14 protein-coding genes are annotated in these 12,665 nt (G+C 65.5%); 3 read left to right on the top strand and 11 right to left on the bottom strand.

The features are described 5' to 3' along the window. Positions 1-12: 12 nt before the first annotated feature. Together moaD and mobB are read right to left on the bottom strand one after the other, a co-directional pair. Positions 13-267 (bottom strand): molybdopterin converting factor subunit 1, encoded by a 255-nt coding sequence (gene moaD, locus IPK20_08870; GenBank protein ID MBK8016817.1) that lies wholly within the window; start codon positions 265-267, stop codon positions 13-15. A gap of 10 nt (positions 268-277) precedes the next feature. Continuing rightward, positions 278-787 (bottom strand): molybdopterin-guanine dinucleotide biosynthesis protein B, encoded by a 510-nt coding sequence (gene mobB, locus IPK20_08865; protein ID MBK8016816.1) that lies wholly within the window; start codon positions 785-787, stop codon positions 278-280. A 229-nt stretch (positions 788-1,016) separates the two neighbouring features. Here mobB and IPK20_08860 point away from each other — a divergent pair, with 229 nt between their 5' ends. From IPK20_08860 to IPK20_08850, 3 genes are all read left to right on the top strand, one after another. After that, the gene (locus tag IPK20_08860) at positions 1,017-1,775 is read left to right on the top strand and encodes an ABC transporter ATP-binding protein (protein ID MBK8016815.1); all 759 of its coding nucleotides are present in this window, start codon (positions 1,017-1,019) and stop codon (positions 1,773-1,775) included. Continuing rightward, on the top strand, positions 1,772-2,548 hold the full coding sequence (locus IPK20_08855) for an ABC transporter permease (GenBank protein MBK8016814.1): 777 nt from the start codon (positions 1,772-1,774) through the stop codon (positions 2,546-2,548). The genes IPK20_08860 and IPK20_08855 overlap by 4 nt, the downstream gene beginning before the upstream one ends. 139 nt (positions 2,549-2,687) lie before the next feature. Continuing rightward, positions 2,688-3,680, top strand: a complete 993-nt coding sequence (locus tag IPK20_08850) for an ABC transporter substrate-binding protein (protein MBK8016813.1) — start codon at positions 2,688-2,690, stop codon at positions 3,678-3,680. A 31-nt stretch (positions 3,681-3,711) separates the two neighbouring features. On the opposite strand, the gene IPK20_08845 is transcribed toward IPK20_08850, so the two are convergent. From IPK20_08845 to rseP, 9 genes are read right to left on the bottom strand one after another with little or no spacing between them, the layout of a single operon-like run. After that, positions 3,712-4,164 carry a CopD family protein gene (locus tag IPK20_08845; GenBank protein MBK8016812.1) on the bottom strand — a complete coding sequence of 151 codons (453 nt, stop codon included), beginning with the start codon at positions 4,162-4,164 and terminating at the stop codon, positions 3,712-3,714. 8 nt (positions 4,165-4,172) lie between these two features. After that, positions 4,173-4,784 carry a ribonuclease HII gene (gene rnhB, locus IPK20_08840; GenBank protein MBK8016811.1) on the bottom strand — a complete coding sequence of 204 codons (612 nt, stop codon included), beginning with the start codon at positions 4,782-4,784 and terminating at the stop codon, positions 4,173-4,175. Then, positions 4,784-5,983, bottom strand: a complete 1,200-nt coding sequence (gene lpxB, locus IPK20_08835) for a lipid-A-disaccharide synthase (GenBank protein MBK8016810.1) — start codon at positions 5,981-5,983, stop codon at positions 4,784-4,786. Before lpxB ends, rnhB begins: the two co-directional genes overlap by 1 nt. A 36-nt stretch (positions 5,984-6,019) precedes the next feature. Then, a complete protein-coding gene (gene lpxA, locus IPK20_08830) occupies positions 6,020-6,790 on the bottom strand; it encodes an acyl-ACP--UDP-N-acetylglucosamine O-acyltransferase (protein ID MBK8016809.1) in 771 nt (256 codons plus the stop codon). Beyond that, entirely contained in the window at positions 6,787-7,239 is a 453-nt protein-coding gene (gene fabZ, locus IPK20_08825; protein ID MBK8016808.1) for a 3-hydroxyacyl-ACP dehydratase FabZ, read from the bottom strand. The genes lpxA and fabZ overlap by 4 nt, the downstream gene beginning before the upstream one ends. Before the next feature lie 8 nt (positions 7,240-7,247). Beyond that, entirely contained in the window at positions 7,248-8,324 is a 1,077-nt protein-coding gene (gene lpxD / locus IPK20_08820) for a UDP-3-O-(3-hydroxymyristoyl)glucosamine N-acyltransferase (GenBank protein MBK8016807.1), read from the bottom strand. 57 nt (positions 8,325-8,381) lie between these two features. Continuing rightward, positions 8,382-8,933: an OmpH family outer membrane protein gene (locus tag IPK20_08815; protein MBK8016806.1), complete on the bottom strand. Its 552-nt coding sequence runs from the start codon at positions 8,931-8,933 to the stop codon at positions 8,382-8,384. A 40-nt stretch (positions 8,934-8,973) separates the two neighbouring features. Continuing rightward, a complete protein-coding gene (gene bamA / locus IPK20_08810; GenBank protein MBK8016805.1) occupies positions 8,974-11,241 on the bottom strand; it encodes an outer membrane protein assembly factor BamA in 2,268 nt (755 codons plus the stop codon). Between the two features lie 3 nt (positions 11,242-11,244). Continuing rightward, positions 11,245-12,612 (bottom strand): RIP metalloprotease RseP, encoded by a 1,368-nt coding sequence (gene rseP, locus IPK20_08805; GenBank protein MBK8016804.1) that lies wholly within the window; start codon positions 12,610-12,612, stop codon positions 11,245-11,247. Positions 12,613-12,665 lie beyond the last annotated feature (53 nt).

Below are 12,665 nucleotides of genomic sequence, written 5' to 3'. Positions count from 1 at the left end.
CTCGATTCACGCTCAGCCTCCGGTCACCGGCGGAAAGAACGCGATCTCGTCGCCGTCGCGCAGGGGCGTCTCGCCCTTGGCCATGTCCTGATTGACGGCGGCGCGCACCGGACGCCCGGGCGCCAGTTCGTGCTCCCACGCACCGCCGCGCGTACGCAGCCACGCGGTGAGACCTGCCACGTCGGACACGCCGGCGGGGAGTTCGAGGCGCTCGGCATCCTTGCCCAGCGATTCCTTGAGGCGCGCGAAGTACAGCACGTGAATCATGGCATCGAGATCATGGTGCGGGGCCTTCGGCGAGGCCCACGTATTCGAGGATGAAGCGGACGATCCCGTCGTAGTCGTCGATCCGCAATTGCGGCAGATCGGTGGCGAGCGGCTCGTCCGTGGCAACAGCGACGATATTATCATCGGCATCGAACAGGACCGGCGCGCCAGTGTCGCGGCGATGCACCTCCAGCTTGGGCAGGGGTTCCTTCTTGAAACCTTCCACCAGCACCAGGTCGCAGGGAGAGAACCGGACGAGGTGTTCGGCCAGCGTGGGCTGAGGCCCCCCGCGCAGTTCGTGCATGAGCGCCCAGCGCTCATCGGACGTCACGAGCACCTCCGTGGCACCGGCCTGCCGGTGACGCCATGAGTCCTTGCCGGGATGATCGATGTCGAAGTGATGATGGGCATGCTTGACCACTCCCAGGCGATAACCCGCCGCGACGAAACGTGGAATGAGCTGCTCCACGAGCGTCGTCTTGCCGCTGCCCGAGTAGCCCGCGAAGCCGAATACCTTCATGCTGCCGGATACCGTCCGATGATCGCCGTCATTATAGGAGTCGACCGCCCGGCCGGCGATCCGTTCCGGCATCCATGCCTCCACGGTCGTGCGTCCGCATGACGGCATCCGTATGATCGCCCCACACCCGGGCGCGGCAATCGCCCCCTCGAACCCCATGACCACCGTCTCCGTCTCCCGCCCTTGACCGCATCGACCACTTCCGTCCCGCGCGAGCACGGCCTCCGTCGTGACACTGAACGGCGTGTGTCACAGGTTTCCCTCGGGCACCCACGCACTGGGGCCTGTCTCGCTCGGCGTACGCGCCGGGGAGTTCGTCTCGATCATCGGTCCCTCGGGTTGCGGCAAGAGCACGCTTCTGCGCATCGTGGCGGGTTTGGAGGTTCCATCGGAGGGCAGTGCGCGAGCCGATGCCGGCGAATGCGTGGGCGCCCCTGCGGACGGAATGCGGGGCAGCGCTTTCGTCTTTCAGCAGCCGACACTGATGCCGTGGACTTCCGTGGAAGCCAATGTGAGGCTTCCGCTGACGCTCTCGGGCGTTGCGGAAGGCGACGCGGCGGCGCGGACCGGTCGCGCGCTGTCGCTCGTGGGCCTCGCCGAGTTCGCAGCGGCCTTTCCGCGGGAGCTGTCCGGCGGCATGCAGATGCGTGCCTCCATTGCCCGTGCGCTGGTGACGGAACCGGCTCTGCTGCTGATGGACGAGCCCTTCGGCGCGCTGGACGAGATCACGCGTGCCCGGCTGGACCGGGATCTGCTGGAACTCTGGTCGCGACGATCGCTTACGGTGATCTTCGTGACACACAGCCTGTACGAGGCGGTGTACCTGTCCACGCGGGTGTTGGTGATGACGCCCCGCCCCGGACGCATCGCCGGCGAACTCGTCATCGACGAACCCTTCCCCCGCTCCGACGAATACCGGGTCTCGGAGCGCTTCGCCGCCCGCTGCGCCCGTCTGCAGCGGATGCTGGTGGACGCGGGCGCCACATGACCCGCGCCCACGTCTGGACGGTCGCTGCCCCGGTTGTCGTGGGCATGGCGCTGTTGGGCCTGTGGCAGTTCGCCGTCACCTACTCCGACGTGCCGGCGTACCTGGTGCCCTCCCCGCTGCTCATCGCGCGCACCCTGGCCAAGGATTGGGCCCTGCTGGCTCCCGCACTGCTGACGACGGTGAAGATCGCGGCGATCGCGCTCTCCCTCTCGATCGCCACCGGGGTGGCCACCGGATTCCTTTTCGTCCAGAGCCGCGCCATCGAGGCGAGCCTCATGCCCTACGCAGTCCTGTTGCAGGTCACGCCGATCGTCGCGGTCGCGCCGCTCATCATCATCTGGGTCGACGATCCCGTCACGGCCCTGGTCGCATGCGCCACCATCGTGGCCCTGTTTCCCATGGTGTCCAGCACCACGCTCGGACTGAAGAGCGTGGACCCCGGTCTGCGCGATCTGTTCCGCCTGTACGGAGCGTCGCGCTGGCAGGTGTTCCTGCGTTTGCGCGTGCCTTCCGCCCTGCCGTACTTCTTCTCGGGCCTGCGCATCTCGGCCGGGCTGGCGCTCATCGGCGCCGTGGTGGCGGAGTTTGTGGCGGGAACCGGCGGCACGTCGTCGGGGCTCGCGTACCAGATCCTGATGGCAGGCCTGCAGCTCAACATCCCCCGGATGTTCGCGGCGCTGCTGCTCATCGCCCTCGCCGGCATCGCCTTCTACGTTCTCGCGAGCGCGTTGGCGTGGCTCGCGCTCCATCGTTGGCACGACAGTGCGCGGTAGGGCGCCCGTCGTGCGATGTGAAGGCGGGTCATCACGCGATGGTCTTGCCGTCGCTCCCCGTTTCCGGCTGACACGCGATCCGCGTACATTAGCGGGACCTTTCCCGGAATCGTCTGCATCGCTCAGAGGAGATATCGCCATGGCGCCTCGCCCCCATTCCCGCCGTCGTGCCTTGCGAGCGATGCTCGCCGCCACCGTTCTCGCACTGGGAGCGCCCGCACAGGCCCAGGAGAAGTTCGTGTTCCTCACCAACTGGTATGCCCAGGCCGAGCACGGCGGGTTCTATCAGGCGCTCGCAGAGGGGATGTACAAGGCACAAGGCCTGGACGCGGAGATCCGCATGGGCGGCCCGCAGGTCAACGTGATGCAGCTCCTGCTCGCCGGCAAGGCCGATGCCGTCATGGGATACGACCTGCAGACCATCGCCGCCGTGGAGCAGGGCCTGCCGGTGGTCACGATCGGGGCGGTCTTCCAGAAGGACCCGGCAGCGCTCGTCGCGCATCCGGACGTGAAATCCATGGAGGATCTCAGGACGCGCACGCTGCTCATCGGCCAGGCGAGCGAAACGACGTTCTGGCCCTGGCTCAAGAAGAAATACGGATTCACCGACGCGCAGAAACGGCCCTACGCATTCAGCGTCCAGCCATTCCTCGCCGACACGAAGGTCGCCCAGCAGGGTTACGCCACGTCCGAGCCCTACTCGATCGAGAAGGCAGGCGTGAAGCCCGTGGTATTCCTGCTGGCGGACCACGGCTACCCGCCCTATGCGCAGACGATCGTGACGACCCGGGCGGTGCTCGAGAAGCGCAGAGACGCCCTGCAGCGGTTCCTGCGCGCGACAGCGGAAGGCTACCGCAGCTACCTCGCCCATCCGGCGCCGGGCAACGCGCTCATCCGCAAGGCCAATCCCGAAATGGAGGATGCGTTGCTCGCCTACGGCGTGGCCAGAATGAGATCGTTCGGTCTGGTCACCGGTGCGGACGCGGCTCGCAACGGCATTCTTTCCATGACCGACGCACGGTGGCAGCAGACTTTCGATTTCATGACCGGCGCCGGACTCGCGCAGCCCGGCACGGATGTGCACAAGGCGTACACGCTCGATCTCGTCCGGGCGGTCAAGGTGATGCCCTGACGCGGCGACGCGCCGGCTCATTCCCTCCGGATCAGGGCGAGAGCCAGCGTCCGGCCGTGGCGATGGTGACAGTGGCGAGGCCGAGGACCAGATTGACGCCCACCAGCCGGCGGATGCTGACAAGCGCCGCACCGCCGGCGGGCCATTCGCGGGCCGCCACGGCCCGCTTCAACCGGGCATAGGACGCGAAATAGATGTGGCCGAAGATCAGCATCATCAGCATGCCGATCACGGCCATCGCCAAGGCGTAGTGAGGGGCATGCAGACCGCCCATCACGGCCGTCATGTGCAGGCCCGTGAGAAGAATCGCGACGACGGCGACCCAGACCCACACGAAGAACCGCCGGAAGGTCTCGCACCACAATTCGAGGCGAAGCGGAGGATCCAGCCTGGCCGCAGCAGGTCGCAGCGCCACGTAGGCGAAGAACATCCCGCCGACCCAGATGACGACGCCCAGCACATGGAGCCACCGTGCGAGATCCATGGTGTCCCCTAGAAGAAATCCGGTCGAGCTGCCCGGCCCGGCTCGTCGTCCGCCTCACAGGCGCGAACGGGCGAGAACGTGCGGCGATGATGCGGGCAAGGGCCGTGGCGTTCGAGCGCCGCGAAATGCTCGGCCGTGGGGTAGCCCTTGTGACGATCGAACCCATAGTGCGGAAACGCCTCGTGCAGGGCGATCATGTGGGCATCGCGCGCCACCTTGGCGAGGATCGAGGCCGCGCTGATGGCAGGGACCGTGGCGTCACCGCGAACGATGGCGCGGGCCGGGACCGCGAGTTCGGGAGGCAGCCGGTTGCCGTCCACCAACACCTCGTCCAACACCATTCCCAGCCGGTCGACGGCGCGCTTCATGGCCACCATGGTGGCCCACAGGATGTTCAGACTGTCGATTTCGTCCACGTCCGCCGCCTCCACCGCCCATGCCAGAGCTTCGGCACGGATTCGCCCGGCGAGTTCCTCCCGCCGCCTGGGCGAGAGCACCTTCGAATCGGCCAGACCGTCGATCCCCCTGCGGGGATTCAGGACCACGCAAGCGGCGTAGACAGGTCCGGCGAGAGGCCCGCGGCCGGCTTCGTCCACGCCCGCCACGAGCACCCTCCGCATCACGAACGGCCTTCGGTCAGAGCCGCGGGTACTGCACGGCGCGCGGGCGCCGGCGCACGCAGGAGCGGCATCACGGCGTCGGCGGCACGTTCGGCGGCACCGCAACGCAGCAACCGGTACATGTCCTCGAAGCAACGCGACTGCCGGTCGCGCACGACCTTGTCACGATAGGTGTTGACCAGGGCCATGGCGAGATTCTCGGCCGTGGCGTCGTCCTGCAGGATCTCCGGCGCCACGAACCCGCCGGCCAGCACGTTGGGCAGGCCGATGTACGGCAGCAATCGCTTCGGCCACATCAGCCGGTAGGTGAGCTTGGGTACCCGGTAGGTGATCACCATCGGCCGGCGCAGGAGCGCAGCCTCGAGCGTGGCCGTGCCCGAAGCCACGAGAACCACATCGGCCGCGATCATGGCGAGCTGGGCATGGCCGAACAGCACCGTCATGGGCAGGTCCTGCCCCTTGAAATCGTAGAGCGCCTGCTCGAACTGGGACCGGGTCGGTCGCGTGGCCAGGGGCACCAGGAATCGCGCGTCCGGCACTTGGGCGAGCACCCGCTTGGCCGTTTCGATCACCAGTTCCGCATGCTGCTCCAGTTCGCCGCGGCGGCTGCCGGGCAGCAGGGCGAACACCGGCGCCGACATCGGCAGGCGAATCTGGTCGCGGGCGGCCTCCTGGTCCGGCACCGCCGGCACGTCGTCGGCGAGCGGGTGCCCGACGAATGTCACGGGGACACCGGCCTTCTGGTAGATCGGCACTTCGAAGGGAAACAGCGCCAGCACGTGGTCGACGGACCGGGCGATCTTGTGGATGCGCTCACCCCGCCAGGCCCAGATCGACGGACTCACGTACTGCACCGTGCGGATCCCTGCGGAGCGGAGGTTCGCCTCCAGACCGAGGTTGAAATCGGGGGCGTCCACGCCGATGAACAGGTCCGGAGGTTCGGCCTTCAGCCGGGCGGCCAGCTGGCGGCGTATGGCAAGGATGCCGGGAACGCTCTTGGCCGCCTCCGCATAACCTCGAACGGACAGCGTTTCCATGGGATACCAGCTTTCCAGCCCGGCAGACTGCATCCTGGGCCCCCCGATGCCGACCAGGCGGGCATGAGGCAGCGGGCTGCGAAGTTCCGTGGCCAGGGAGGCGGCGATGTGATCTCCCGACGCCTCGCCCGCCACCATCGCGATCGTCTGTCCGCGCGTCATAGGTCCCCCGCTCTCCCGTTCCGCTTCCGCTTCCGCTCAGCGGACGATACCGCGGGTGGAGGCGCCGAGGAAATCCACCAGAATGCCCACCTCCGGACATTCGGACACCTGCTCCGCCAATGCCTGCCTCGCCTGCTCGAGTGTCAGCTTCTCCCGGTACAGTGTCTTGTAGGCCTTGCGGATGCCGTTGATCGCGGCCGGCGGGAAGCCTCGGCGCTTGAGACCTTCGGTGTTGAGTCCGTGCGCCTTCGCGGTGTTCCCGCCGGCCATCACGTAGGGCGGCAGATCGTGCACGACCACCGAAGCGATCGCGGTCATGCTGTGCGCACCGATGCGGCAGAACTGGTGGATGCCGGTGAATCCGCCCAGGATCACCCAGTCCCCGACGTGCACGTGCCCGGCAAGCTGGGTGCAGTTGGCGAAGATGGTGCGGTTGCCCACGACGCAGTCGTGCGCCACATGGACATAGGCCATGAACCAGTTGTCGTCCCCGATGCGGGTGACACCGGCATCCTGCACGGTGCCGCAATTGAACGTGCAGTATTCGCGGATCGTGTTGCGGTCGCCGATCTCCAGGCGCGTGGGTTCGCCTGCGTACTTCTTGTCCTGCGGGGCTTCGCCGATGGAGGCGAAGTGGAAGACCCTGTTGTCCTCCCCGATCCTGGTGTGTCCTGTCACCACGCAGTGCGCGCCGATCGAGGTGCGCGCTCCGATCTCCACGTGTTCTCCCACGATGGCATAGGGACCGACCTCGACATCCAGCGCAAGCCGTGCATCCGGATGCACCACGGCCGTCGGGTGGATCATGGCGCCTCCACGGCGGGAATCTCCTTGAGCGTGCACATCAGCTCGGCTTCCGCGACAACGGCGCCTTCCACCGAGGCCGTCGCATTGAACTTCCAGATGCCCCGCAACTGACGGCCCAGCGTGACGTCGAGAATGAGCTGATCGCCGGGCGTGACCGGGCGCTTGAAACGCGCGGCGTCGATGCCGACGAAGTAATAGACCGAACTGCTGTCGGGCCGCTGGTCGAGGGTCTTGTACGAGAGGACCGCCGCGGCCTGGGCGAGCGCCTCGATGATGAGCACCCCGGGCATCACCTTGTAGTGCGGAAAGTGTCCGACGAAGAACGGCTCGTTCACGGACACGTTCTTGAGCGCCTTGATGGACGCACCGGGCACGCACTCCAGCACGCGATCCACCAGCAGCATCGGATACCGATGCGGCAGGCATCGCAGAATGGTTTCGATCTCCATGGCGTGGGTCAAGTTGATTTGTCCTTGTTGTCGAGGGCAGCCAGGCGTTTCTCCAACGATTGCACCGACTGCGCCAGCTCGTCCAGCCGGTTGAAGCGCGCAAGATTCTTCATCCACTCCTTGTGCGGCAGCGCCGGGAAGAAACCGTCGTACAGACCCGGTTCGGTGATGCTCTTCCGGACCATCGTGCCCGCGGCGACGATCGCGTGATCGCAGATTTCGATATGTCCGTGAATCATGGCCGCACCTCCGATCTTGCAATGCCGGCCCACTCGAGTGCTGCCGGCGAATCCCGCGCATGCGGCGACGGCCGTGTGCGCGCCGAGGACGACGTTGTGGGCGATCTGGATCTGGTTGTCGAGCTTCACGCCATCCTCGATGATCGTATCGCCCAGCGCTCCCCGGTCGATGGTCGTGTTGGCGCCGATCTCCACGTCGTCTCCGATCACGGCGCGCCCCACCTGCGGCACCTTGATCCAGCGGCCCTCGACCTCGGCCATGCCGAACCCGTCGCCGCCGATCACGACGCCGGAGTGGACGATGCAGCGCGCACCCACGTGGCACCCATGATAGATCGTGACGTTCGGATAGAGCCGGGAGCCGGCGCCGACGACTGCGTTCTCGCCGACCACGCAACACGGGCCGATGTGCGCCCCGTCGCCGACCTCCGCTCCCGCTTCGATGACCGCATTGGCTCCGACCGTGGCAGTCGCCGCGACCCGCGCAGACGGATCCACCGCCGCGGTGCGATGAACGCCCGGCGTGGGCATCGGATCGGGATTGAGCAGGGAAGAAACCCGGGCGAAATACGCGTAGGGATTCTGGGCGACGATCCGCGGGCGCTCCGTGGCCTCCTTGTCCGACGGTCCGAGCACGACGGCCCCCGCACGGGTGACGGCAAGCTGTGGGCGGTACTTGCTGCTGGCAAGGAAGGAGATCTGCGTCTCGCCCGCGGAATCGAGGGGCGCGACGCCGCGAATGCTCACGGCGGGCGAGCCCACCAATTCGCCGCCAAGGGCTTCGACGATCTGTCCGAGCGTGAATTCGGGCCGTTGCGGGCTGGAACGACCGGGGTTCGCGGTCATCCTCGGACCCTCAACGGGATGGATGCTCGCAGACCGGGACCGTACTGCCGCCAGACATCAGCATGCCCGGGAGCGTGCCGCTGCTGAATGTGACTGGTCGGTCAGCGCCTTGAGAACCTTGTCCGTGATGTCGATGCGGGGGCTGCGATAGACGGCCTCCTGCATGATGAGGTCGTACTTCTCGCTCTCCGCGATCTGCTGCACGACCTTGTTCGCGCGGTCGATCACCTGGGACAGCTCCTCGTTCTTGCGCATGTTGAGGTCTTCGCGGAACTCGCGCTGCAGACGCTGCAGGTCCCGGTTGACACGGCCCAGCTCGGCCTCCTTGTTGCGCCGGTCGCTTTCGGACATGGTCACGCTTTCCTTCTCCAGCGTCGTCTGGAGGTCCTTCGCCTGCTTGGACAGCTTCTGCAGTTCCGCATCGCGCGGTGCGAATTCCTTCTCCAGCTTCTGCAGGGCTTTCTTGGCGGGGCCCGCCTCGCGCAGGATGCGCTCGATGCTCACGAAGCCGATCTTGAGGTTGTCGTTGGCGGAGACGACGGTCGCCGCCAGGGCGATGCTCAGCGCGAGGGCACAGCGAATCAGCGTGCCCGGAATGAATGTCTTCATGTGATCGTCCATGATGTCATGCGGCTCGCCGCACCGTCGCTCAGAAAATGGTGCCGAGCTGGAATTGGATACGTTGCAGACGGTCGTTCGGTTCTTTCTTGATCGGTATGCCGAAACTCAGCTTGAGCGGCCCCACCGGGGAGAACCAGTTGAGCGCGAAACCGGTCGAGAAACGGAGCTGACCGACGTTGAACGTATTATCCACCATACCGGCGTCCACGAACGCCGACAGGCGCAGGCTCTTGTCCTTGTCGGCGCCCGGGAACGGGAAGTAGTACTCGAGATTGCCGAGGATCTGCCGGGGCGCGCCGATCGCCAGGCCGAATTCGTCGCGGGGCCCGATGCCGTAGGTGTAGAACCCGCGCACGCTGTTGACGCCGCCGGCGTAGAAATTCTTGTAGAACGGCAGCGGATTGTCCTGGTAGCCCGCGGCATAGCCCAGGGTCACGCCGGCCTGCAGCGTCGACAGCCGGGTGATGGGCCAATAGCGCTGCCCCAGGTAGGTGAGGCGGTAGTAGCGGAGGTCGCCGCCTGGCAGAGAGATCTCGGCCTGCACGCGCTGATAGGGTCCGCTCGTGGGCGTGATCGTGTTGTCCCGCCCGTCGCGCGAGAACCCGATGGTTCCCAGAATGGCGGAATTCACCGAACCGTACTGGCTGACGAAATCCCGGAACCGCTGGGGCGTGGAAGTGAAGATCTCGATGTCCGTCGATTCGACCGAAAGGCCAAGATTGACGGTGTCCAGTTCCGAGACGGGAATGCCGAAGCGGACACCCCCCCCGTCCGTGTTGGTCGCGTACGTGGCCAGGCGCAGGAAGGACGGATTGAAACGCCGGGTATAGAGATCGAAGCCGCGGCTCACGCCGTCGTCGGTCCAGTACGGGTTGGTGTAGGACAGCGTCAGCACCCGGTTGATGCGGCCGGTCTGCAAGCCCAGGGAGATGGCGTTGCCGGTGCCGAAGGCGTTCTGCTGCGAGACCGATGCGGTCAGGATGACGCGTTCCACGCTGGAGAATCCGGCGCCGAAGCTCACCGAGCCCGTCGGTCTTTCCTTCACCGACATGTTCACGTCCACCTGGTCCGTGGTTCCCTCCACGGCGGGTGTCTCGACATTGACTTCGGAGAAATAGCCGAGACGGTCGGCGCGGACCTTCGAGCGGTTGATCTTCTCCTGCGAATACCAGGCGCCCTCCATCTGCCGGAATTCGCGCCGGATGACCTCGTCCTTGGTCGTCGTGTTGCCGGCGATATTGATGCGCCGGATGTACACGCGGCGGCCCGGATCCACATACATGGTGAAGGAGACCGTGCGCTTTTCCTTGTCGATGTCTGGTACCGGATTCACCTGGGCGAACGCGTAACCGTCGTTGCCCAGACGGTCGCCCATGAGCTTGGTGGTCTCCGTAAGCCGCTCGCGGCTGAAGACATCGCCGGGCTTCATCTTGATGAGCTTGCGAAGCTCCTCTTCCGGGACCGGGAACTCGCCGGCGAGCTTCACGTCGCTCACCGTGTACTTCTGCCCCTCCACGATGTTGATCGTGATGAAGACGTTCTTCTTGTCGGGCGTGAGCGCCACCTGGGTCGACTCGATCGACGACTCGAGATAGCCCTGGTTCAGGTAGAACGACCGCAACGTTTCGAGATCGGCCGACAGCTTCTGCCGCGAGTACTGGTCGTTGCGGGTGTACCACGTCATGAGGCCGGGCGAGCGCAACACCATCAGATCCAGCAGCTGCTTGTCGCTGAATACGTGATTGCCGACGAGATTGACCGAAGCGATCTTGGCGATCTGGCTCTCGACGACGTTGAAGTTGATGCCGACGCGGTTGCGCTCGAGAGGATTGACAGTCGTCTGCACCTCGACACCATACTTGCCGCGCGAGATGTACTGGCTCTTGAGGTCCTGCTTGGCCCGCTCGAGCGTGACCCGGTCGAAGATGCGGCCTTCCTGCAGACCGGTCGAGCGGAAGATCTCCAGCAGCTTCTTCTTGTCGAATTCCTTGGAACCGCGGATGTCGATGGACGCGATTGCGGGACGCTCCTGGACGATCACGACGAGAACCCCGTTGTCGTTCTCGATCTGGACGTCCTTGAAGAAGCCCGTGCCGTAGAGGAGGCGTACCGAGGCGGTCGCCTTCTCCGCCGTCAGCGTGTCCCCGACCTTGACCGGTAGATAACCGAAGATGGTCCCGGCTTCGGTCCGCTGTATGCCCTCGACGCGAATGTCCTGGATCTGGAAGGGCTCGAAGCTGTACGCGAGCGGTGCTTGAGCGAGCAAAAACAGGACCGCGATGAGGAGACGCTTCATCCGCTAGGAACCGCCCACGAGGCGCTGGATATCGTTGTAGATGGCGAAAGCCATCAGGCTGAAAAGCAGGACGACCCCGACACGCTGGCCGATCTCGAGCGCACGCTCCGAGACGGGTCTCCCCTTGATGATTTCGACCGAATAATACATCAGGTGCCCTCCGTCGAGTAACGGAACCGGCAGCAGATTGAGCACGCCGAGGCTGATGGAAACGAGCGCGACGAAGCTCACGTACGGCAACCATCCCAATTGCGCCGATTGCCCCGCGTAGTCGGCGATGGTGAGCGGTCCCGAGAGGTTTCTGATCGAAACCTGCCCCAGCACCATCTTCCACATCATCTGGAGCGTGAAGACCGACGCTTCCCATGTCTTGCGTACCGCTTGGCCCACCGCCTCGACAGGCGAGTAGCGGACTTCGGTGAGGTAGCGCGATGCCGCTTCGGGGTCGGCCTTTGGCGCAATGCCGATCTTGCCTATGCGCCTGTCGCCCTCCGTCTCGCTGGCCGGCGTGACGCTCAGAACCACTTGCGCACCGTCGCGAAGAACATCGATCGTCACGGTCTCACCGGGGTGCGAGCGGATTTCCTTGACGATCTGATCCCAGCGCGTGACTTCACGGCCATCGATGGCCAGAACCTCGTCGCCCACCTTCATGCCCGCCTGTGCAGCCGCGCCGTTCGCCACGACCGTTCCGATGATGGGTGGCAGGGGGAGCTGGTAGGAGGAGATGCCCACCGCCCCCAGGAAATCCGCATCGAGTTTGTCCGTGTCCACGGATTCGAAGGGCAGGTTCCGGATCGCGATGCTGCCATCGAGCTTCTCGACCTCCACGGCCACGGTACGCCGTTCCACCGCTTCCTCGAGCAGCGCCCAGCGCAACTCCTGCCAGGTGCGAATCTCGATGGTTCCCACCTTGCGGATCAGATCACCGGTCTCGAATCCTGCGACTGCCGCGGGAGATCCTGCCGGTGGTACATCCACGGCCGGGCGCACACCCGGAATTCCGTGCACGAAGAGAATCCAGTACAGCAGCGCTGCGAGCAGGAAGTTGGCGAGCGGGCCGGCGGCGACGATCGCGATGCGGCGGCCCACCGTCTGCCGGTTGAACGCCCTGTGCTGTTCGTGCGGCGCGACGGGGCCCTCACGCTCGTCCAGCATCTTCACATAGCCCCCGATGGGGATGGCCCCGATGGCCCACTCGGTTCCTTCGCGTCCGAGCTTGCGCTGCCACAGAGGCTTGCCGAACCCCACCGAGAATCGCAACACCTTCACACCGCACCAGCGGGCCACGATGTAGTGACCGAATTCGTGGAACACGATGAGCGTGCCCAATGCCGCCACGAACGCCACGATGGTCGTAAGCAGACTCATGCCATTGCCTCCTCGCCGCGCTCGCCCGATGGCACGCGCCACATTGTCCGGAT

The sequence above is a fragment of the Betaproteobacteria bacterium genome, assembly GCA_016713305.1.
In the GTDB taxonomy this organism is placed as follows: domain Bacteria; phylum Pseudomonadota; class Gammaproteobacteria; order Burkholderiales.
The sequence above is the reverse complement of the archived record's forward strand: the minus strand, read 5'-3'. Positions and strand labels throughout refer to the sequence as shown.